Source organism: Alsobacter sp. R-9 (assembly GCF_054612375.1).
Genome location: NZ_JBTSWJ010000005.1, coordinates 129,632 through 151,729, shown reverse-complemented (window position 1 = coordinate 151,729; position 22,098 = coordinate 129,632). Strand labels below are relative to the sequence as shown.

Genomic DNA, 22,098 nt, shown 5'->3' with positions numbered 1-22,098 from the left:
GGGACCGGGCGCGGCCTTGCCGCCGCGCCCTCCGCTCGCGACGCCGCGGCTGACGCCCGTAACGAGAGACATGGAGCCCCCACCATGGCCGAACGCTCCTTCAAGGAAGAGGTGAAGAGCCTCCGGCTCGGCGACGGCGACGAGTTCGCCGGCGAGGGAATCCTCGCCATCACCAAGGCCCTGCTGCAGTCCGGCGTATCCTATGTCGGCGGCTATCAGGGCGCGCCCATCTCGCACCTGATGGACGTGCTCTCGGACGCCAACGACATCCTCGAGAGCCTCGGGGTGCACTTCGAGTCGAGCGCCAGCGAGGCGACGGCGGCGGCCATGCTCGCGGCCTCGGTCAACTACCCGCTGCGGGGCGCGGTGACGTTCAAGTCGACCGTCGGCACGAACGTCGCGTCGGACGCGCTCGCCAACCTCGCCTCGGGCGGCGTGCGCGGCGGGGCGATGGTCATCGTCGGCGAGGACTACGGCGAGGGCTCCTCCATCATGCAGGAGCGCAGCCACGCCTTCGCGATGAAGTCGCAGATCTGGCTCCTCGACCCGAAGCCAAACCTGCCCACCATCGTCGACCTCGTCGAGAAGGGTTTCCAGCTCTCCGAGGTCTCCAACACGCCGGTGATGCTGCAGGTGCGCATCCGCGCCTGCCACGTCTACGGCCGCTTCAGGACGAAGGACAACGTCCGCCCCTCCTTCACGCTGCGCGACGCGATGGAGAACCCGACGCGCGACGTGAACCGCATCGTGCTGCCGCCGGCGAGCTACCTCCACGAGAAGGAGAAGATCGAGAAGCGCTGGCCGGCCGCGGTGAAGTTCATCCAGGACCACAAGCTGAACGACATGACCGACGGGGACCTGTCCTCCATCGGCATCGTCATGCAGGGCGGCATGTACAACACCGCCATGCGGGCCCTGGAGCTCAACGGCCTCGCCGACGCCTTCGGCAACTCCCGCGTGCCGCTCTACGTGCTCAACGTCTGCTATCCGCTCGTCGACGCGGAGTTCATCCGGTTCTGCACGGGCAAGAAGGCGATCCTCATCGTCGAGGAGGGGCAGCCCGAGTTCATCGAGCAGGCGGTCAACACGATCCTGCGGCGCGCCGACATCCAGACGAAGGTGCACGGCAAGGACATCCTGCCGATGGCCGGCGAATACACCGGCGCGGTGATGCGCGAGGGCTTCGGCAGGTTCGTGGCCCTCTACGAGCCCGCCTCGACCGCGGCGTCGGGTCCGCCGCCGGAGGGCGACAACCGCCGGAAGGCGGCCATCGCCGCCCTCGACGGCAAGGTGCACGGGCGCCCGCCGTCCTTCTGCACCGGCTGCCCGGAGCGACCCATCTTCACGGCGCTGAAGCTGGTGGAGCGCGAGCTCGGCCCGCACCATGTCAGCTGCGACATCGGCTGCCACCTGTTCTCGATCCTGCCGCCCTTCAACATCGGCGCGACGACGATGGGCTACGGGCTCGGCGGGGCCGGCGCGGCCGCGTTCAACACGGTGTCCGACAAGCGCGTCATCTCGGTGATGGGCGACGGCGGCTTCTGGCACAACGGCCTCGCCTCGTCGGTCGGCAATGCCGTCTTCAACAAGAGCGACAACGTCATCCTCATCGTCGACAACGGCTACTCGGCCGCCACGGGCGGGCAGGACATCCTCTCCTCGCACCACCCGAACCAGACGCGCTCGACCCAGAACGCGATCGAGAAAGCGGTGAGGGGCGTCGGCGTCGAGTGGGCGCGCACGATCACGCACACCTACGACCTCAAGACGATGAAGGACACGCTCAAGGAGGCGCTGACGACGGAGGAGAAGGGGCCGAAGGTCATCGTGGCCCAGTCGGAGTGCATGCTGAACAAGCAGCGCCGCGTCCGCCCGCAGGTGAACCAGGCCATCAGGGACGGCAAGCGCGTGGTGCGCGAGCGCTTCGGCGTCGACGCCGACACCTGCACGGGCGACCACTCCTGCATCCGCCTTTCGGGCTGCCCGTCGTTGACGATCGCGCCGAACCCGGACCCGCTGCGCAAGGATCCTGTCACGCAGGTGATCAACTCCTGCGTCGGCTGCGGCCTGTGCGGCGAGGTGAGCCACGCCGCGGTTCTGTGCCCGTCCTTCTACCGCGCCTCCATCGTCAACAACCCGACGAAGAAGGACCTTCGCTGGCACCGCATCCGCAGCGCGGTGATCGGCTTCTTCCAGCGCCGCCTCGCCCGGCGCTCCCACGTCTACGCCTGAGACGAGCATGACCCACGCCGACACGCCGCGCGCCATCCGCATCGCCATCCTCGCCATGGGCGGGGAGGGCGGCGGCGTGCTCGCGGACTGGATCGTCAACCTCGCCGAGCACGGCGGCTACATCGCCCAGACCACCTCCGTGCCCGGCGTCGCACAGCGCACCGGCGCGACGATCTACTACCTGGAGATGTTCCCGCGGGCGGCGGCCGAGGCGGCCGGCCGCCAGCCGGTGCTGGCCATGATGCCGGTCCCCGGCGACGTCGACATCGTCATCGCCTCCGAGCTCATGGAGGCGGGCCGAGCCGTGCAGCGCGGCATCGTCACGCCCGACCGGACGACCCTCATCGCCTCGACCCATCGCGTCTTCGCCATGACGGAGAAGCTCGCGCTCGGCGACGGCCGCGTCGACGAGACCGCGCTTCGCGACGCGTGCCGCACGGCGGCGCAGCGCTACGTCGCCTTCGACATGGCCGCGCTCGCGGACCGGGCGGGCAGCGTGATCAGCGCCGTCATGTTCGGCGCGCTGGCCGGGTCCGGCGCGCTGCCCTTCGACCGCGACTCTTTCGAGGCGACCATCGAACGCGGCGGCGTCGGCGTCGCGGCCTCGAAGAAGGCCTTCGCGCTGGGCTTCGACGTCTCCCAGGGCCGCGAGCCCGCTCCCGTCAAGGAGCCGCCCCGCCGGCGGGCCGAACCGCCCGTGCCTCCCGGCGTGCCTGCGCTCGTCGCCGAGGCGGAGAAGACGTTCCCGGCCGCGGCGATGGAGATCATCCGTCAGGGCGTGGCGCGGCTCGTGGACTACCAGGACGAGGCCTATGCCCGGCTCTATCTGTCGCGGCTCGCACCCGTGGCCACGGCCGACGGCGGCCGCGACGGCGGGCAATGGACGCTGCTTTCCGAGACCGCCCGCCACCTCGCGCTCGGGATGGCCTACGAGGATACGATCCGTGTCGCCGAGCTGAAGATCCGCGCCTCGCGCTTCGAGCGCGTCGCCAAGGAGGTGCAACTCAAGGACGGGCAGATCCTCGAGATCGCCGAGTTCCTCCATCCGCGCCTCCAGGAGATCGCGGAGACGGTGCCCGCCTCGCTCGGCCGCATGATGCTGAGGCCGGGTCCCCTGCGCCGCCTCATCGAGCGCATGACCGCGTCGGGTCGCATCGTGAAGACGACGAGCATCCGCGGCTTCCTGCAGCTCTACGCGGTTGCGAGCCTCAAGCCGTGGCGGCGAAAGTCGCTGCGCTACGAGGCGGAGCAGCGGCACCTCGACGCGTGGCTCGGGCATCTGGAAGAGATTGCGGCGCGCGACTACGCGCTGGCGGTCGAGTTCGCGGAGTGCCGCAACCTCGTGAAGGGCTACGGCGACACCCACGCCCGGGGGAAGGCCAACTACGAGCGCATCGTGACTTTGCTCGGGTCCGTGGCGGCGCAGCCGCAGCCGGCCCGTGCCTTGGCGGAACTGAGGGGCGCGGCTCTCGCCGACGAGAGCGGCGGCAAGCTGGCCGAGACGGTCGGCCGACTGGGACTGGCCTGAAACAATCAACCGAGACTGGCAGGAGGGAGCCATGACCACCGCATTCGACCGCCGCACGATCCTGAAGCTGGGAGCCGGGGCCGGCGCCCTCGCCACCATGGGCGTTCCCGCGTCCGTCCTCGCGCAGGGCGCCGCGAAGGGCCAGCTCACCATCGCCTTCCCGGCCGACGTGCCGACGTGGGATCCCAACGCCCGGTCGCTGGCCGCCGTCCAGTCGCTCTACAAGTGCGTCTTCGACCAGCCCCTCACCCAGAACCCGGACATCAGCGTGCGTCCGGCGCTGATCACCAAGTGGGGCTACGTCGACGACAAGAGCCTTTCGCTCGGCCTCGACTTCCGCTCCGACGTCGTGTTCCACGACGGCTCCCCCATGACGGCGGCCGACTTCCGCTACTCCTTCTTCGACCGCCCGCGCGCGCCGGTTCCCGAGGGCGGCCGCAAGCTCGACACGAGCTTCATCTGGCGCAAGATCAAGGACGTCGAGGTCGTCTCGCCGACCCGCGCCATCGTCCACTTCACCGACCCGATGCCTTCGGCGATCGCGTGGATGTACTTCCTGACGAGCTACGTCGTGCCGAAGGCCTATGTCGAGCGCGTCGGCCTCGACGGCTTCCAGAAGGCCCCGGTCGGATCCGGCCCTTACAAGCTCGTCGAGTACCAGCAGGGCGCCCGCGCCGTGCTGGAGGCGAACGACAAGTACTGGGACGGTAAGCCGGCCATCGGCCGCATCACCATCGAGCTCGTCCGCGACCCGACCGCGCGCGTGGCCGCCATCGAGTCGCGGCGCGTCGACTGCGCCATCGACGTGCCGATCCGCGAGGCCCAGCGTCTCGCCACGGTGCCGGGCCTGACGACCAGCATCGACGCCATCTCCGACATCACCCTCCTGCAGATCACGAAGAACGGGGGCTTCGCCGACGACCGCGTCCGCCTCGCCGCGCACCACGCGATCAACAAGGAGGCGATCTCGCGCGCGCTGTTCGGCGGCGCGGCGAAGCCGATCTCCGTCCCGGCCGCCAACGGCACGCCCGGCTATCCCGAGGGCTACGTCTTCCCCTTCTCCGAGGAGAAGGCCGTTGCCCTGCTCAAGGAGGTCGGCTACGGGCCGCAGAACCCGATCAAGATCAAGTTCGCGACGCCGAACGGCGCCTTCCCGAACGACTTCGACGCGGCCCGCGCCATTGTCCAGATGTGGAAGAAGGTCGGCATCGACGCGGAGCTGGAGACCGTCGAGCTCTCCACCTACCAGGAGCGCCTGCGCGCCGGGACGCTGCCGGAGGCGACCTACTTCTCGTGGGGCAATGCTGCCGGCGACCCCGAGATGTACGGCGGCTACCTGCTCGACCCGAAGTCGATCTTCTCGGCCTTCAAGACCGAGGACCTAGCCCCGAAGATCCAGCCTCTCCTCGTCGAGATGGACGAGAAGAAGCGCATCCAGGGCTACAAGGACGCCCACCGCTACGCGGCGGAGAAGGGCTACACGATCCCGCTGTACCAGACCGTGAAGACGATCGTTCACGTCAATACGCTGAACACGACCAAGTTCGCCAACGGCCTCACCCTCCCGCAGGGCTGGTCGTTCAAGGGCTGACGCACCAGCGGCCGGGCTCCGGTCCGGCCGCCCCCGCTCCCGGCGGTGCCGCGTCCGCGCGACACCGCCACGTCACCCGCGACCGAGAACGGGTGATCCGCGCCGACGGAGGACGCCTGTCCCGCCACCCGGATGATATGTTGCGAACCTCCCGCCCATGAGCCGCATCGCCCTCCAACTCCTGTTCCGGCGCACGCTGCTCGCGATCCCGATCCTGCTGTGCGTCTCCGCGCTCGTGTTCGGCATCCTGCGTCTGCTGCCCGCCGATCCCATCGCGATGTCGCTGCCGCCCGGCGCCACGGCCGCGGACTTCGAGAAGCTGCGGGCCGCCTTCGGTCTCGACCGCTCCATTCCCGAGCAGTACGCGATCTGGCTCGGCCGGCTGCTGACCGGCGACTTCGGCTCCTCCATCTTCTTCCGCCGGCCCGTGGGTGAACTCGTCGCCAAGGCGCTGCCGGCGACCATCGAGCTCGTGGCGCTGGGCCTGCTCCTCGGCGTGGCGCTCGGCATCGTCGGGGGGCTCGCGATGTTCGCGTGGCGAGGCCGCGCGGGCGAGCAGGTGCTCGACCTCGGCACGACAGGGCTCATGGCGATCCCCGAGTTCCTCTGGGCGATCCTGCTCATCCTCCTGTTCGGCGTGGCGATCCCGGTCCTGCCGTTCATCGGGCGCCTCAGCCCGGACCTCGCGCTGCCACCGTCGGTCACCGGGTTCCTGCTGGTGGACAGTCTGCTCACGGGCAACTTCGCCGTGTTCGCCAGCGCCATGCGCCACATGGTGCTACCGGCGTTCGCGCTGGCCATCGGCGTCGCCCCGCTCGTCATGCGGGTGCTGCGGTCCTCTCTGCTCGACGTCATCCAGGAGGACTACGTCACGCAGGCGCGCCTGCGCGGCATCCCGGAGCGGACCATCCTCGTCCGCCACGCCCTGAAGAACGCGGCGCTGCCGACGATCAGCCTCATAGGCGTGCAGGGCGGCTTCATGTTCGGCGGCACCGTGCTCGTCGAGATGATCTTCGCCTATCCCGGCCTCGGCAATCTCATGGTCGATGCCGTGCGCAACCACGACCTCCCCGTCATCCAGGTGGTCGGCCTCGTCTACTGCGTGCTGGTGCTCGGCATCAACGCCATCGTCGACGTGGTCTATCTCGCCGCCAACCCGAAGCTGAGGGTGGCATGAGCCCGCGCACCCGCGCCGCGCTGCGCCGCTGCGGGCGCGACCCCCGGGTGCTGGCCGGCGCCGTGCTGGCGCTCGTCGTGGCGGTGCTCGCGCTCGGCGCTCCGCTCTTCGCCCCGCACGACCCGCAGGAGCAGGACCTCCTCAACGTGCTCCTCCCTCCGATGTGGGCCGTCGGAGGCGACCGGGCCTTCCCCCTCGGCACCGACACGCTCGGCCGCTGCATCCTCTCGCGCGTGCTCTACGGCGGGCGCGTGGCTCTCTACGTCGCCGTCGTCGCCGCATCCGGCGCGATGCTGCTCGGCACCGTGCTCGCCCTGGTGGCGGGTTACTTCGGCGGCTGGATCGACTGGGCCATCGGTCGCCTCGTCGACGTCTGGATGGCGTTCCCGCCGGTCATCCTTGCGCTGATCCTGCTCGTCGGCATGGGCGCCGGCGTGAACAAGGTCATTCTCGCGATCGTTCTCATCGACTGGACCCGCTTCTGCCGCGTCATCCGCTCGGAGGTGCTTGTGGTGCGGCGGCGCGACTACGTGGCGGCGGCGCGGCTGGCGGGCTTCACGCACGTGCAGACCATCCTCAAAGAGGTGCTTCCGGCCGTCCTGCCGCTAATCATCACCCTGTTCAGCCTCGAGATGGGCATCGCCGTCATCGTCGAGGCGATCATGTCCTTCGTCGGCCTGTCGGTGGAGCCGGACGTCGCCGCCTGGGGCGTCATGATCGCCGACGCGCGCACCACGATGAACCAGGCCCCGTGGGGCGTGGTGGTGCCGGTCGCGGCGATCTTCGTCACGGTGCTCGCCTTCAACCTGCTCGGCGACGGATTGCGCCGGGCGCTCGACGCGCGCCTCGTCACGTCGCGGGGGGAGGCATGACGGAGCCCGCGCTGGACGCCCGTGGCCTGACCGTTTCCTTCGGCGGCATCCAGGTCCTCCGCGACCTGAGCTTCACGGTCGCGCCGGGCGAGGTGCTGGGACTCGTGGGGGAATCGGGCGCCGGAAAGAGCATGATCGGCCGTGTCATCGGCCGCACGCTGCCCAAGGGCTTCGCCGTGACGGGCGGAAGCCTGCGCTTCGCGGGGGCCGACCTCGTCACCCTTCCGGATTCCGGGCTGCGCGGCCTGCTGGGCGACCGCATCGCCTTCATCCCCCAGGAGCCGCTGACGGCGCTGAACCCCGTCCTCACCATCGGGCAGCAGTTCGGCGAGCACCTCGAGCGCATCGGCGTCCCGCGGGCCGAGCGCCGGGCGCGGGCATCGAAGGCACTCGCCGACGTGCGCCTGCGCGACCCCGAGGCCCTGCTCGACCTCTATCCGTTCCAGCTCTCGGGCGGGATGTGCCAGCGCGTCCTCATCGCCATGGCCTTCGCGAGTGAGCCCGCCCTCATCGTCGCTGACGAGCCGACCACGGCGCTCGACGTCAGCACGCAGGCGCACATAGTGCAGATCATGCGCGCGATGCAGCGCGACCATCGCACGGCGCTGCTGTTCATCACACACGACCTGAGGCTCGCGAGCCGGGTCTGCGACGACATCCTCGTGCTGTACGCGGGCGACATCGTCGAGCAGGGACCCGCCCGGGAGGTGTCCGAGCGTCCCCGCCATCCCTACACGCGGGCATTGCAGGCCTCGAACCCGCCGCTCTCGGGGACGGACCGGCGGCTCGTCACCCTGCCCGACCAGATGCCCGGCATCGGCAGCTTTCGCGACCTGCCGGGCTGCCGCTTCGCCCCCCGCTGCCCGGTGCGCGACGGCGCCTGCGCCGCCGCCGTCCCGGCATTGATGGAGGTGGGACCGCGTCACCGGGTCCGCTGCACGAGCGGCTGCCTCGCGCCGGTCGAGGCGCGGGAGTTCGGCGCCCCGATCGTGGTCCCGCCGGTCACCGGCGACCGACCGGTCCTGCGCGTCGAGGACGTGTGGAAGCACTACGCGGGAAAGCGCGACTGGCTCGGCCGGCGCCGTCCCGGTCTCGACGCGGTGAAGAACGTCACGCTCTCCGTTGGGGCGGGCGAGTTCGTCGGCATCGTCGGCGAGTCGGGGTCGGGGAAGAGCACGCTGGCCCGGCTCGTGATGGGGCTCGAGGCGACGACCAACGGCCGTGTCACGGTCGACGGCCGCGACGTGACGGCAAACGACGCGGCGGCGCGAAGCGTCCGCCTCGGCGCGCTGCAGATGGTCTTCCAGGACCCGCAGTCGGCGCTGAATCCGCGCCGGCCGGTGGAACGGCTGGTAACGCAGGCGATGGAGGCCCCGCACCACGCCTCGACTCCTGACGAGAGGCTGAAGCGCGCCCGCGAACTCATGCGCGAGACGGGCCTGCCCGCCGACCTTCTCGATCGTTTCCCCTCGCAGCTTTCCGGCGGGCAGAAGCAGCGCGTCAACATCGCCCGCGCGCTGTGCGTGACGCCGCGCCTGCTGGTGGCCGACGAGATCGTCTCGGGCCTCGACGTCTCGGTGCAGGCGCAGATCCTCAACCTGCTCTTCGATCTGCGCGACGACCTCGGCATCGGGCTCCTGTTCATCTCCCACGACCTCGCGGTCGTGCGCTACCTCTGCAGCCGGGTCCTCGTGATGCGCAGCGGCGAGGTGGTGGAGGAAGGGCCGGTCGCGCAGGTGCTCGGCGCGCCGCGCCACCCCTACACGCAGGCACTCGTCGCCGCCGTCCCGCCGGAGGACATGGACCTTCCGTGGCCGGCTCCTGCCCGCCTGCAGGGGTCCTGACGGCCGTTCAATATCGGAAAAGCGACGCCCAGTCGCCGGTTCGGGACGCGGCGAACGGCCCCGGACAAGGTGCGCGCGGAACGGCTTGTCGAGCCGTGACAGGGTGCTAGGCTGCCGGAAGATGGGCCCGCCACGACCGGGCGCGGCCCTGTCACAACAGGAACCGGGAGGGGTTTCATGGTCGATCGGGAACATCCAGTCATCCAGCATGCGGGCCGCGAGTTCGCCGAAGGAAAGCTCGACAGGCGCGACTTCCTGCGCATCGCGACGCTGCTCGGCGTCTCCGCCGCCAGCGCCTATGGCATGGTCGGCCTGCCGGCGCCCGCGCTGGCGCAGGGCACGCCGAAGAAGGGCGGCGTGGTCCGCCTCGGCATGCGCGTGCAGGACCTCTCCAGCCCCCACACCTATTCCTGGATCGAGGCGGCCAACGCCGGCCGCCAGGTGATGGACTACCTGACCTACACGGGCGCCGACAACATCACGCGGCCGAACCTCGTCGCGAAATGGGATGCGAGCCCGGACCTGAAGACCTGGACCTTCACGCTCCGGCAGGACGTGAAGTGGCGCAAGGGCCGCCAGTTCACGGCCGATGACGCCATCTGGAACTTCAAGCGGGTGCTCGACCCCAACACCGGCTCGTCCGTGGTCGGCCTGCTCAAGGGCTTCATGCTGACCGAGTACGACACTGGCCAGAAGGACGACAAGGGCGCCGCCAAGAAGTCGACCAAGCTCTGGGACGCCAGCGCGATCGAGAAGGTCAACGACTTCACCTTCCGCATCAACGGCCAGGCGCCAAACCTCGCCATTCCCGAGGCGCTCTTCCACTATCCCTTCCTGATCATGGATCCGGAGGAGGGCGGAAAGTTCGGCGTCGGCTCGAACGGCACCGGAGCGTTCGAACTCGTCGAGCTCGACGTGGGACGGCGCGCCGTCTTCGTGCCGCGCAAGGACGCCTACTGGGGCGGCGGCCCTTGGGTGGAACGCTTCGAGATCGTCGACCTCGGCGAGGATGCCGCCGCCTATGTCGCCGCGATGGCCGCCAAGCAGATCGACATGCAGTACCAGGGCTCGATCAGCACGCTGCCGGCGATGGAGAAGATCCCGCACGCGCAGATGCTCACGGTGGACACGGCCTACACGGCGGTGGCCCGCGTTCATCCGGTCAAGCCCTTCGACGACAAGCGCGTTCGCCAGGCCCTGCGCTACGCGACGGACACCGAGGCGGTGCTGAAGGCGGCCCATCGCGGTCTCGGCAAGCCCGGCGACCACCACAACGTGGCGCCGGTGCATCCGGAGTACGCGCCCGAGATCAGCATGAAGCACGATCCGGCCAAGGCGAAGGCGCTGCTCGCCGAGGCTGGCTACCCCAACGGCATCGACGTCGAGATCGCCTGCCGGCCGACTCCGGACTGGGAACTTCTGGCCGTGCAGACCCTGGTCGAGCAGTGGAAGGGCGCCGGCATCCGCACCAAGATCAACGTGATGCCGTCCAACCAGTACTGGGACAACTGGACGAAGGTGCCCTTCGGCTTCACCACCTGGGCGCACCGTCCGCTCGGCACCATGGTGCTTGGCCTCGCCTACCGCACCGGCGCGTCGTGGAACGAGTCGAACTGGTCCAACGCCCAGTTTGACGCGCTCATCACCGAGGCCGAGGGCTATCTCGACGTCGAGAAGCGTCGCGCCGTGATGGCGAAGATCGAGCGCATCATGCTGGACGAGGGCCCGGCGGTCGTCCCGCTCTGGCGCGCCCTCTTCACCTTCACGGACAAGAAGGTGAAGGGCTACCAGCTGCATCCGTCGGTCTACATCGAGGCCAGCCGGCTCTGGGTGGACGCCTGATCCCGGGGGCGGCGGGCCCGGCCCGCCGCCCTTTCGTCGTTGCGGTGGCAAAGGCAATTCCGCGCGGCCGTCGCCGCGAGGAATGACGGCAGTCCGGGCGGGGCGGACATGGAGCGTGCATGGCGCGTTACTGGGCGAAACAGCTGCTCAACATGGCGATCACGCTGTTCGCCGTGTCCTTCCTCGTTTTCGCCCTGAACGAGTTCGCGCCCGGCGACGTCGTGCGCAAGCTGCTGGGCCCCTACGCCACGCAGGACCAGGTCGAGCGCGTGACGCAGCAGATGGGGCTCGATCGCCCGGTGCTGGTCCGCTACTTCGAGTGGATGGGCAACGCCCTGCGCGGCGACTTCGGCCAGTCGCTCATCTACAAGCGGCCCGTCGCCGAAGTGCTGTGGGACCGGCTCGGCAACACGCTGCTTCTCGCCGCCGTCTGCTTCGTCGTCATCGTGCCGTTCTCGGTGCTGCTCGGCGTGCTGGCCGGCATGCGGGAACGCAGCTGGATCGACCGCTCGATCTCCGTCTTCTCGTCCGTCTGCGCCTCCATCCCGGAGTTCGCGATGGGCGTGTTTCTGCTGGCGATCTTCGTCGTCGGCCTCGGATGGCTGCCGGGCGCCTCGCCGCTGCGCTCGGGCGACGGCTGGCCCATCTGGACGCAGCTCGTGCTGCCGGCGCTCGTCGTCGTGCTGTACGACTCCGGATACCTGATCGCCATGATCCGCACCTCCATGGTGGAGGTGATGCGCCAGCCCTTCATCCGCACGGCGATCCTCAAGGGCATGGACTTTCGCTCGGTGGTGGTGAAGCACGCGCTGCGCAACGCGCTCATCGCCCCCTTCACGGTGATCCTGCTGCAGATCAACTACCTCGTGGCAGGACTCGTCGTCGTCGAGATGGTCTTCGCTTATCCCGGCTTCGGCCGGATGATGCTGGAGGCGGCGCTGGCCAAGGATATCGCTGTCATCGAGGCTGGCACGCTCGTCGCGGTGTTCGTCACCATGATGACGCAGATCGTCGGCGACCTCGGCTACCGCGCCCTCGACCCGAGGATCCGGCTGTGAGCGAGACCGGGCAGACGGCCGGACCCGTCACCGCATCCGCCAGCGAGCGCGCCGCCGATCCGTCGGCGTCCGTCGCGCGGCTGCTCTGGAACGGCCTCACCATCTCGCCCATCGCCACGCTCGGCGGCGGGATCATCGTCTTCTGGGCCCTCATGGCGGTGCTGGCGCCGGTCCTCGCGCCGTACCCGCCGAACCAGATGGACCCGATGGCGCTGGTGAACCCGTATCCCTCGGCCACGCACTGGCTGGGCACGGACCAACTCGGCCGCGACATGCTCTCCCGGATCATGTGGGGCGCGCGGACGGTGCTGCTCGTCGCGCCGATCGCGGTGCTCGGCGCCGCGATCGTCGGCACCCTGCTCGGTCTCGTGGCGGGCTACCGCGGCGGCATCGTCGACACGGTGGTGATGCGGGTGGGCGACGTGCTCCTCGCGTTCCCGCAGATCATCCTCTACCTGATCATCCTCGCGAAGTTCGGCGCCAGCGCGCTGAACATCATCCTCGTGATCACGATCACCAAGGCGCCGATCATCGCCCGCATCGTGCGGGCCGTGACGCTCGACGTGAAGAACCGCGACTACGTGGCGGCCGCCCGGATGCGGGGCGAGAGCACGCTGCACATCATGCTGGTGGAGATCCTGCCCAACGCGCGGGGACCGCTGATCGTCGATTTCTTCCTGCGCCTCGGCTACACGACCATCGCCATCGGCGTGCTCGGCTTCCTGGGGATTGGCCTGCCGCCGCCCGACCCGGACTGGGGCGGGATGATCAAGGAGAGCTATGGGCTCATCTTCGTCTACCCGCACATGACGCTGATCCCGGCCGCGGCGGTGTCGTCGCTCGTGGTCGGCTTCAACTTCCTGGCCACCGGCCTGCGGGAGGCCGCGCTCGATGACTGACGTGCTGCGTCTCGAGTCCGTCTCCATCGAGTACACCAACCGCAAGGGCACGACGCGGATCGTCGACGACGTGTCGTTCTCGATCGCACCGGGAGAGGCGCTGGGGCTCGTGGGCGAATCCGGCTGCGGCAAGTCCACGCTCGCGCTCGCAGCCCTGCGCTACCTGCCGCGAGGCATGCGCGTCTCCAAGGGGCGGGTGCTGTTCGACGGCAAGGACCTCGCGACCCTCGACGACGCCGGCCTGCGTCAGATCCGCGGCAATCGCGTCGCGATGGTCTACCAGGACCCGATGTCGAGCCTGAACCCCGTCGTCACCATCGGACGGCAGCTCGTCGAGGTACCGCTGCTGCACGGGGAGACGGACCCGGAGAGGGCCCGCGACCGTGCCATCCGGATGCTGGGCGAGGTACGCCTCCCGGATCCCGAGCGCATGATGACGCGCTACCCGCACGAGTTGTCGGGCGGACAGCAGCAGCGCGTCGTGATCGCCATGGCGCTGATGGCCGAGCCGGCGCTGCTGATCATGGACGAGCCGACGACCGGCCTCGACGTGACCATCGAGGCCGCCATCCTCGACCTCGTGCGCGACCTGCGCCGCCGCTTCGGCACGGCCATCCTCTTCATCAGCCACAACCTCGGCACCGTGGCGCGCATTTGCGACCGGATCGGCGTGCTCTATGCCGGGCGGCTGGTGGAGACCGGCTCGATCCGCTCCGTCTTCCGCGAGCCTGCGCATCCCTACACGAACGGGTTACTGGCGGCCCTGCCGCGCATCGAGGCCGGGCGGAACCATGCGCCGCTGCGGCCCATCGCCGGCACGCTGCAGGCGGCCGATCGCGGCCGCATCGGCTGCGCCTTCGCCCCGCGCTGCGCCTTTGCCGTGCCGGCCCTCTGCGAGGCGTCGCCCGTCGGGCTCGTGCCGGCTTCCTCCGGTGACCATCTCGCCCGCTGCACACGGCTGGACGTCGTGCGGGCCGCGCGGCACCAGCCGGCCGCTGCGCCGGCGGCCCGGCGCGGCGCGGAGGAGGACGAGCCCGTCATCCTGAGCGTCACGGACCTGAGCAAGCGCTACGCGGTCGGCGGCGGATTGTCCGGCGGGGTCCGCGGCGAGGTGCGTGCCCTGACCGACGTGTCGCTGGAGGCGCGTCGCCAGCGCACCCTCGCGGTCGTCGGCGAGTCCGGCAGCGGCAAGTCCACGCTGGCCAAGGTGCTGTCCGGGCTCACAGGCGCCACCTCCGGCGAGGCGCGTCTCGGTACCTTCGACCTCGGCGGAACCGACATCGACGACCGGCCGCAGGACCTCAAGCGCCGCATCCAGATGGTCTTCCAGAACCCGGATTCGACGCTGAATCCCAGCCACTCCGTCGAGCACGCGGTCATGCGCCCGCTGCGCCTGCTGCGCGGTCTCACCAAGGCGCAGGCGAAGACGGAGGCGGCGCGGCTGCTGGAGAAGGTCCGCCTCCCGGCCGAGATGCTGAAGCGGATGCCGCACCAGCTGTCCGGCGGCCAGCGGCAGCGCGTCGCGCTGGCCCGCGCCTTCGCAGGGGATCCCGAGCTCGTTCTCGCGGACGAGCCGGTGTCGGCGCTCGACGTCTCGGTGCAGGCGGCGATCGTCAACCTGCTGGCGGACCTGCAGGCCTCGTCCGGGATCGCCCTGCTGCTGATCTCTCACGACCTCGCGCTCGTGCGCCACATGGCCGACACGGTCGCAGTGATGTACCTCGGCCGCATCGTCGAGTACGGCCCCGCCGACGCGGTGTTCGCGCCGCCGTGGCATCCCTACACCGCCGCGCTGCTGGCCGCCGTGCCGCGGCCGGACCCCGACGCGCCGGAGCCGGCGATCATCCTGTCCGGTGCCATGCCGAGCCCGCTGGCCGAGATTCCCGGCTGTCCCTTCGCCTCGCGCTGTCCCCGTCGCATCGAGGGGTTGTGCGACACGACGCCTCCGCCCGTTCGGTCCACTGCGCCCGGGCACTCCATTGCCTGCCACCTCGAGCCCGACGCCCTCCCCGCCACCCTCTGACCCATGGACAGGGCCCCGCCCTCCGCAAGCGCCTCCGGCGATCCGGGGCCGCCGACTGCCCGCGCCCTGCCGGATGTCGCGCGCGTCATCGGCACCATCGCGATCTTCCAGCTGGGAACCGGCATCCTCGGCGCCGTCGTGCCGTTCCGCCTCGGCGCGACCGAGACGGCCTCACTGGCCGGCTTCGTCTCCAGCGCCTATTCCGTAGGCTTCCTGGCCGGGTGCCTTGCGGCGCCGCTGTTCGTCGCCCGCCTGGGCGCCCGTCCCCTGCTGGGCGTCGCCGCCCTCGTCTCTGCCGCGGTGGCCCTCGCGCTTTGGGCGACGCCGGTGGGCCTGGCGTGGGGCGGCCTGCGCGCCGTCGCAGGCTTCGCCTCCGGCTGCTACCTCACCGTCACCGAGGCGTGGCTGGCGGATCGGGCCCCCGCGCGGCACCGCGGCGCCGCCTTCTCCGCCTACCTGACGATGAGCCGCACGGTCTTCGCGGCGGGCCAGCTCTCCCTCGCCTTCGGCGACCCCGCGGGGCTGGTGCTCTTCGCGGCCGCGGCGATCGCCTATCTCACCGGGCCGCTCGTGGCCTCGACCGTCGGCCAGCCCCCGCCACCGCTGGGCGCCCGCCGCCTCGGGAGCCTCGCGGACGTGCCGCTTCGCGTCCCCGTCGCGGCCATCGCTGCCGCCCTGCACGGCGCGACGACCGTCACCTCGGTCGGGCTGCTGCCCCTGTGGGGACTCGACCGCGGATTGTCCGTCGGCAGCATCGCGACCATGCTCGTCGCCATCCAGCTCACCGGCCTCGCCTTCCAGATCCCGCTCGGCGTCCTCTCCGACCGCGTGGGACGCAAGCCTGTCATGGCCTCCGTCGCTGCGGCCGTCGCCGCGCTGTCGCTGGCCGCGCCCGCTGCGGCGTCGCTGCCGTCCCTCCTCGCCGTGCCGCTGATTGGTGCCTGGGGCGGCATCGCCTTCGTCCTCTATTCTCTGTCGGCCGCGCTGATGAATGACGTGGCCCGGCCCGAGCAGCGCGTCACGTGGTCGAGCAGCCTCCTCGTCGTCTGGGGGCTCGGCGCCAGCGTCGGGCCTTTCGCAACCTCGCTCGCCATGGACGCCTGGGGCACCGGCGCCCTCTTCGGCGTGCTCGGCATCGCCAACCTCGCGCTCCTGCCCTTGCTCGCCCTGCCGCAGCGCCCGTCGCCCTGAGCGGCTTGCCCGCCGCGCGTCGATCTGCGACACGGACGCACCATGGCCGCGCCTCCTCTTCTCCTCCTGCAGGACGTCCGTCTCACCTTCGGCGGCACGCCGCTCATCACGGGCGCGGACCTGTCCGTCTCGCCCGGCGAGCGCCTCTGCCTCGTCGGGCGCAACGGCTCGGGCAAGTCGACGCTGCTGCGGATCGCCGCCGGGCTCGTGGAGCCCGATGCCGGCACCCGCTTCCTGCAGCCCGGCGCCACCGTGCGCTACCTGCCGCAGGAGCCGGACATCGGGGCAGCCAGCACCACGCTCGCCTATGTCGAGGCCGGCCTCGGCCCGGGCGACGATCCCTACCGGGCCCGCTACCTGCTGGAGGAGCTCGGCCTGACCGGCGACGAGAATCCGGCCCGGCTGTCCGGCGGCGAGGCGCGGCGGGCGGCGCTGGCCCGCGTGCTCGCCCCCGAGCCCGACATCCTGCTGCTCGACGAGCCGACCAATCACCTCGACCTCCCCGCCATCGAATGGCTGGAGAACGAGATCAGGGGCCTGCGCTCCGCGCTCGTCCTGATCAGCCACGACCGGCGCTTCCTCGAGACCCTGTCGCGCGCCACGGTCTGGCTGGACCGCGGCCGGACGCGGCGGATGGAGCAGGGCTTCGCCCAGTTCGAGGCGTGGCGGGACGAGGTCCTCGCCCAGGAGGAGCTGGAGGCGCACAAGCTCGACCGGAAGATCGTCGCCGAGGAACACTGGGTGCGCTACGGCGTCACCGCGCGCCGCAAGCGCAACGTGCGCCGCATGGCCGAGCTCGCCTCGCTGCGGCAGGAGCGGGCCGGCCGCCGCCGCGCGCAGGGCAGTGTCCGGCTCTCGGTCAGCGAGGGCGACGTCTCCGGCAAGCTCGTCGTCGAGGCGGAGCGGATCGCCAAGCGCTACGGCGACACGCCGGTGGTGGACGACTTCTCCATCCGCATCCTGCGCGGCGACCGGGTCGGGCTCGTCGGCCCCAACGGCGCGGGCAAGACGACACTCGTCAAGCTCCTCACCAGCCAGCTGGCACCCGATTCGGGGATGGTGCGCCATGGCGCCAACCTCCAGATGGTGACGCTCGACCAGAGCCGCGACAGCCTCGATCCGGACGTCGGCCTCGCCGAGACGCTCACCGGCGGGCGGGGCGACACGATCGAGGTCGCCGGCCAGCGCAAGCACGTGATGAGCTACATGAAGGACTTCCTGTTCCAGCCGGAGCAGGCGCGCACGCCGGTGGGCGTGCTGTCGGGCGGTGAGCGTGGGCGTCTCGTGCTGGCCAAGGCGCTGGCGCAGCCCTCCAACCTGCTCGTCCTCGACGAGCCGACCAACGACCTCGACCTCGAGACGCTCGACCTGCTGCAGGAGACGCTGGCGGACTATCCGGGAACAGTGATCCTCGTCAGCCACGACCGCGACTTCCTCGACCGCGTCGTCACCTCGGTCATCGTCTCGGAGGGCAAGGGCCGCTGGCAGGAATATGCCGGCGGCTACAGCGACATGGTCGCCCAGCGCGGCGAGGGCGTGACGGCGAAGGCCGCGCCCGCGGCGACGGCGGCGCGCGAGAAACCCGCTTCCGGACCAGCCGTCGCTCCGCAGCCCGCCGCGCCGGCGGCGAAGCGCAAGCTCTCCTTCAAGGAGAAGCACGCGCTCGAGACGCTGCCGGCGACGATGGAGAAGCTCGCGGCCGAGATCGCCCGCATCGACGCGGCGCTCGCCGATCCGCAGCTCTACACCAGGGATCCCGCGCGCTTTTCCGCCCTTACGGCCGCCGCCGCGAAGGCGCAGGCCGACCTTGCCGCGGCCGAGGAGGAGTGGCTGCGGCTCGAGATGCTGCGCGAGGAGCTGGAAGGCTGAGCGTCAGCGTCCGCCGGTGACGCGGTAGGTTGCGCCGGTAACGTAGCGGGCGGCGTCCGACATCAGGAACAGGATGATCTCCGCCACCTCGTCGGCGGTGCCGCCGCGCTGCAGGGGCACCATGTGCGCGAGCCGCCCGATCCGGCCACCGAGCCCGGCCGTCTCATGGATGTCCGTCTCGATGAGGCCCGGCGCCACCGCGTTGACGCGGATGCCCTCCGGGCCGAGCTCCTTCGACAGGCCGATCGTCAGGCTGTCGATGGCGCCCTTCGAGGCGGCGTACCAGACGAAGTCGTTCGGCGCGCCCAGCCACACCGCCGCCGAAGAGAGGTTGACGATGCTGCCGCCCGACCCGCCGTGGCGCGGGGAGAGGCGGCGGATCGCCTCGCGGGCGGCGAGGATGGCTCCCGTCACGTTGAGGTCGATCGTGCGGCGGATCTCGTCCGCCGGCGCCTCGTCGAGGCGGCTGGCGCGCCCTGTGATCCCGGCATTGTTGACGAGGTGGTCGATGCGCCCGAGCGCCGCATCCACCTCAGCAAAGACGCGCGAGACGTCGGCCTCGACGGCCATGTCGCCCTGGAAGAGGTCGGCGCGGGCCCCGGCCTGCCGGCAGGCGGCGACGACACGTTCGGCCGCGGCGCGGTCGCCGCGGTAGTTCACGGCGACGTCGTATCCCCGCATGGCCGCCATCACGGCGGTCGCGGCGCCGATGCCGCGGCTTCCGCCGGTCACCAGCACGAGCGGACGGCGGGCCATCGCGTCAGCTCTTCACGGCGCCGGCGGTGAGGCCGGAGACCATGTAGCGGCGGAACACGTAGTACACGGCCGCCGGCGGCAGGGCGTAGATGAGCCCCGTTGTCATCAGCAGCTCCCACGGCGAGTCGTCCGCCGCCATGAAGTTGCCGAGCGCCACCGGCAGGGTCAGCGACGTGTCGCGCGACAGCAGCAGGAACGCATAGAGATACTCGTTCCAGGCGAGCAGGATCGCGTAGATGCCCACCGCGACGAGCGACGGCCCCATGAGCGGCAGGTAGACGAGGCGAAACAACTGCGGAGCGCTGGCGCCGTCCATGATGGCGGCCTCGTCCAGCTCGAGCGGCAGCTTGTCCGAGGCCTGCTTCAGCACCCAGATCGCGTAGGGCGAGGCGATGGCGACCATGGCCAGGATCAGCGCCCACTGCGACCCCAGAAGGTCGTAGATCGCCATGGTCCGGTACATCGGCACCGCGAGGAACGCCGCCGGGATGAAGTAGGTGAACAGCGCCATGTTGAGCACCGTCCGCCCGCCCTTCACCTTCAGGCGGCTGATCGCGAAGGCCGCGAAGGTCGCCACGAACAGGGTCAGGAGCCCGGTCATCCCCGCGATGAAGACCGAGTTCCACAGCTGCCGCCAGAAATGCGTCAGGAAGTAGTGCTTCTGGCCGAACACGATCTCGAAGTTGCGCAGCGTCGGGTTCGTCGGGAACAGGTTGCCCGAGAACGCGGACTGCTTGTCCGAGAACGCGAACAGGCAGAGGTGGTAGATCGGCAGCAGCGTCCAGATCAGCAACGGGATGCCGATCAGGAGGAGCTTCGCCTCGGTGGAGACGGCGCGCCAGGAAAAGCCCGCCTGGGAGCCCGCGACGCTCATTTCGAGAGCCTCTTCATCATGAAGTAGACCAGCGGCAGGATCAGCGGCAGCGCCGCCACGATCGTCGCCATGGACATGTTGACCTCGGCGAGCCGCAGGTAGCGGATGCCCAGCGTCGCCAGCACGTGGGTCAGGTCGGCCGGACCGCCGCCCGTCAGCAGGTAGACGCTGTTGAAGTCGCCCAGCGACCAGATCGTCGAGAGGATCGCGCAGGTCAGGTAGAGCTGCCGCACCGAGGGCCAGGTGACGAAGCGGAACTTCTGCCAGCCCGACGCGCCGTCGACGGAGGCGGCCTCGTAGAGATCGGCGGAGATGGCGAGCCGTCCGGACAGAAGGATCAGGGTCCAGAACGGCAGCGACTTCCAGATGTGGACCAGGATGGCGAAGAACAGCCCGAGCTGCGGGTCGTTCAGCCAGTTCGGACCATCCTGGAAGGTCAGCCTGAAGATCGTCTGGTTGATGACGCCCCACTCGGGGTTCAGCATGAACCGCACCGAGAGGATCGTCGGGATCGAGGGCACGGCCCACGGGAGGATGAAGAGGACCGTCAGGACCTTGATCCACCAGCGCTGGACCAGGAAGAAACCCGACAGGAACAGCGCCACGGCCATCTTCAGGTTGATGGCGACGAACAGGAAGACCAGCGTGTTGACGACGGACCGCCGGAAGATCGGGTCCTCGACGAGCTTGACGTAGTCGTCAGGGTGCCGCGCCAGCCAGAAGGCGTAGATGACCGGGTAGACGACGAGCAGGAAGAACACCAGCAGGTAGGGGATCACCATCAGGGCGCCCCAGAACTGCCACGAATCGACGAGGCGGCGCTGGCCCTGCAGGCCGACGGCCGTGCCTGGCGGGCTCGTGAGGGTCACGCTCGACATGGCGTCTTCCTGTCGAAAAGGGCGGCCGCCCGTGAAGGCGGCCGCCGCGAGCGGGGGAACGCGCGGCTCAGGAGCCGGCGACTTCCTTGATGCGGGCGATCATTTCGTCGACCGCCTTGTCGACCGGGACCTTCTCGTTGACCACGCGGTTCATGGCCTTGGCCCAGACGTTCTCGTTGTTGAGGTTCGTGAACTTCCAGTTCTTGGTGATCTCGAAGGTCACGGTACCGGCCTTGAACTGGTTGTAGACGGCCCGGCGATGCGGGTCGGCCTGCCAGAACGGGCTCTCCATGCCGGCCTTCGTCACCGGGAACCAGCGGCCGAGCGAGCCCTCGACGTAGGGACGCAGGTTTTCCTCCTCGAGGAGGAAGGCCACGAACTCCTTGGCGCGCTTCTTGTTCGGGGCGTTGTTGAAGATCACGCCCGTCTTGACCGCAGCGCGGTAGGTGAACGTCGTGCCGTCCGGCTTGTTCGGGAAGCCGGCCGTCGCGATCAGCTCCTCGTAGTTCTTCTTCGCCTGGGCCCGCTGCTCTGCGGTCAGGGCGGAGTTGTTGGAGTCGTCGAGCCACTTGGCGGCGATCGAGATCGTCGCGTTGTGGGTCATGACGGTGGTCTTGTTGTGGAAGGCGACGTTGTTGTCCGGATCCTTCCAGCTGGTGGCGGAGGGCGGCACGCAACCCTTGGTGTAGACCTCGGTGTAGTCCGTCAGGGCGCTGACGAGACCCTGCTTCACCTTGGGATCGTCGACGAGCAGCTTGCCGTTATCGTCGACGAGCTTGACGTTGTACGCGTCCATGAAGGTCAGGAACGAGTAGAAGCTGTCAGTGGCGTCGACGCCCATCGGCTGGCCGATGCCGAAGTTGCGCGAACCGGTGGCGCGGCGGTTGGCCGGCTGCACCTTCTCGCACCAGAAGGACCAGTAGCCCTTCCAGTCCTTCGGGATGTCGCTTTCCTTGAAGCCCGACGCCTCCAGCATGTCCTTCCAGTACTGGATGTGCATCGTCTGCTGCTTGATCGGGTAGGCGTAGTAGGCCTTCTTCTTGTCCTTGTCGTTCCACAGGTACGTGGTCTCGATCGTGTTGGGCGCGAAGCGGTCCTTGATCGGGTTGATGATGTCCGAGATGTCCTCGAGACGCCCGTCGAAGGCCCAGCGGCCGGTCACCTGGAAGTCATAGGTGTCCGCGTAGGCGACGTCCGGCACCTGCCCCGCGTCGAGCGCGGCGACGGTCTTCGGGATCATGTCCTGGATGGCGAACTGAGACAGCTCGACCTTGACGCCGGTCTTGGCCTCGAACTTCTTGATGGCCTCGAAGAGGGCGTCGTCCTCGGCCTTGTAGAAGCCCTTGACCCACAGGACGTTGAGTTTCTCCTGGGCCATGGCCTGGCTCGCCGCCATCAGGGCGACGGCGGAAATGGCGCCGACAAGCAGTCTCTTCATGCGGTTCCTCCCTTGCGATCCGTGTC

The 22,098-nt window shown here is 69.7% G+C and carries 16 protein-coding genes; 12 read left to right on the top strand and 4 right to left on the bottom strand.

Going from position 1 to position 22,098, the window contains the following annotated elements:
- Nucleotides 1-84: 84 nt before the first annotated feature.
- The 12 genes from ACX9GQ_RS10300 to ACX9GQ_RS10245 all read left to right on the top strand — a co-directional run bounded on the left by ACX9GQ_RS10300 (nucleotide 85) and on the right by ACX9GQ_RS10245 (nucleotide 18,126).
- Nucleotides 85-2,232 (top strand): thiamine pyrophosphate-dependent enzyme, encoded by a 2,148-nt coding sequence (locus ACX9GQ_RS10300; RefSeq protein ID WP_459629441.1) that lies wholly within the window; start codon nucleotides 85-87, stop codon nucleotides 2,230-2,232.
- 7 nt (nucleotides 2,233-2,239) lie between these two features.
- Nucleotides 2,240-3,760: an indolepyruvate oxidoreductase subunit beta family protein gene (locus ACX9GQ_RS10295; RefSeq protein WP_459629440.1), complete on the top strand. Its 1,521-nt coding sequence runs from the start codon at nucleotides 2,240-2,242 to the stop codon at nucleotides 3,758-3,760.
- A gap of 31 nt (nucleotides 3,761-3,791) precedes the next feature.
- Complete coding sequence (locus ACX9GQ_RS10290; protein ID WP_459629439.1) at nucleotides 3,792-5,351, top strand: ABC transporter substrate-binding protein; 1,560 nt, start codon at nucleotides 3,792-3,794, stop codon at nucleotides 5,349-5,351.
- 157 nt (nucleotides 5,352-5,508) lie between these two features.
- Nucleotides 5,509-6,528, top strand: coding sequence for an ABC transporter permease (locus tag ACX9GQ_RS10285; RefSeq protein ID WP_459629438.1), 1,020 nt, complete (start codon nucleotides 5,509-5,511; stop codon nucleotides 6,526-6,528).
- On the top strand, nucleotides 6,525-7,400 hold the full coding sequence (locus tag ACX9GQ_RS10280) for an ABC transporter permease (protein WP_459629437.1): 876 nt from the start codon (nucleotides 6,525-6,527) through the stop codon (nucleotides 7,398-7,400). Before ACX9GQ_RS10285 ends, ACX9GQ_RS10280 begins: the two co-directional genes overlap by 4 nt.
- Nucleotides 7,397-9,244, top strand: a complete 1,848-nt coding sequence (locus ACX9GQ_RS10275; protein ID WP_459629436.1) for a dipeptide ABC transporter ATP-binding protein — start codon at nucleotides 7,397-7,399, stop codon at nucleotides 9,242-9,244. Before ACX9GQ_RS10280 ends, ACX9GQ_RS10275 begins: the two co-directional genes overlap by 4 nt.
- Before the next feature lie 177 nt (nucleotides 9,245-9,421).
- Nucleotides 9,422-11,086, top strand: coding sequence for an ABC transporter substrate-binding protein (locus tag ACX9GQ_RS10270; RefSeq protein ID WP_459629435.1), 1,665 nt, complete (start codon nucleotides 9,422-9,424; stop codon nucleotides 11,084-11,086).
- Nucleotides 11,087-11,205: 119 nt separating this feature from the next.
- Nucleotides 11,206-12,144 (top strand): ABC transporter permease, encoded by a 939-nt coding sequence (locus ACX9GQ_RS10265; RefSeq protein ID WP_459629434.1) that lies wholly within the window; start codon nucleotides 11,206-11,208, stop codon nucleotides 12,142-12,144.
- Nucleotides 12,141-13,043, top strand: coding sequence for an ABC transporter permease (locus ACX9GQ_RS10260; protein ID WP_459629433.1), 903 nt, complete (start codon nucleotides 12,141-12,143; stop codon nucleotides 13,041-13,043). The genes ACX9GQ_RS10265 and ACX9GQ_RS10260 overlap by 4 nt, the downstream gene beginning before the upstream one ends.
- Nucleotides 13,036-15,066: a dipeptide ABC transporter ATP-binding protein gene (locus ACX9GQ_RS10255; protein WP_459629432.1), complete on the top strand. Its 2,031-nt coding sequence runs from the start codon at nucleotides 13,036-13,038 to the stop codon at nucleotides 15,064-15,066. The genes ACX9GQ_RS10260 and ACX9GQ_RS10255 overlap by 8 nt, the downstream gene beginning before the upstream one ends.
- Before the next feature lie 3 nt (nucleotides 15,067-15,069).
- Complete coding sequence (locus ACX9GQ_RS10250; RefSeq protein WP_459629431.1) at nucleotides 15,070-16,257, top strand: MFS transporter; 1,188 nt, start codon at nucleotides 15,070-15,072, stop codon at nucleotides 16,255-16,257.
- 42 nt (nucleotides 16,258-16,299) lie between these two features.
- On the top strand, nucleotides 16,300-18,126 hold the full coding sequence (locus tag ACX9GQ_RS10245; protein WP_459629430.1) for an ABC-F family ATP-binding cassette domain-containing protein: 1,827 nt from the start codon (nucleotides 16,300-16,302) through the stop codon (nucleotides 18,124-18,126).
- 3 nt (nucleotides 18,127-18,129) lie between these two features.
- On the opposite strand, the gene ACX9GQ_RS10240 is transcribed toward ACX9GQ_RS10245, so the two are convergent.
- The 4 genes from ACX9GQ_RS10240 to ACX9GQ_RS10225 form a co-directional block, all read right to left on the bottom strand.
- Nucleotides 18,130-18,882 (bottom strand): SDR family oxidoreductase, encoded by a 753-nt coding sequence (locus ACX9GQ_RS10240; RefSeq protein WP_459629429.1) that lies wholly within the window; start codon nucleotides 18,880-18,882, stop codon nucleotides 18,130-18,132.
- Between the two features lie 4 nt (nucleotides 18,883-18,886).
- Entirely contained in the window at nucleotides 18,887-19,756 is an 870-nt protein-coding gene (locus ACX9GQ_RS10235; protein WP_459629428.1) for a carbohydrate ABC transporter permease, read from the bottom strand.
- The gene (locus ACX9GQ_RS10230) at nucleotides 19,753-20,538 is read right to left on the bottom strand and encodes a carbohydrate ABC transporter permease (RefSeq protein ID WP_459629592.1); all 786 of its coding nucleotides are present in this window, start codon (nucleotides 20,536-20,538) and stop codon (nucleotides 19,753-19,755) included. The genes ACX9GQ_RS10235 and ACX9GQ_RS10230 overlap by 4 nt, the downstream gene beginning before the upstream one ends.
- A gap of 163 nt (nucleotides 20,539-20,701) precedes the next feature.
- Nucleotides 20,702-22,072, bottom strand: a complete 1,371-nt coding sequence (locus ACX9GQ_RS10225; protein WP_459629427.1) for an ABC transporter substrate-binding protein — start codon at nucleotides 22,070-22,072, stop codon at nucleotides 20,702-20,704.
- Between the last annotated feature and the right edge of the window lie 26 nt (nucleotides 22,073-22,098).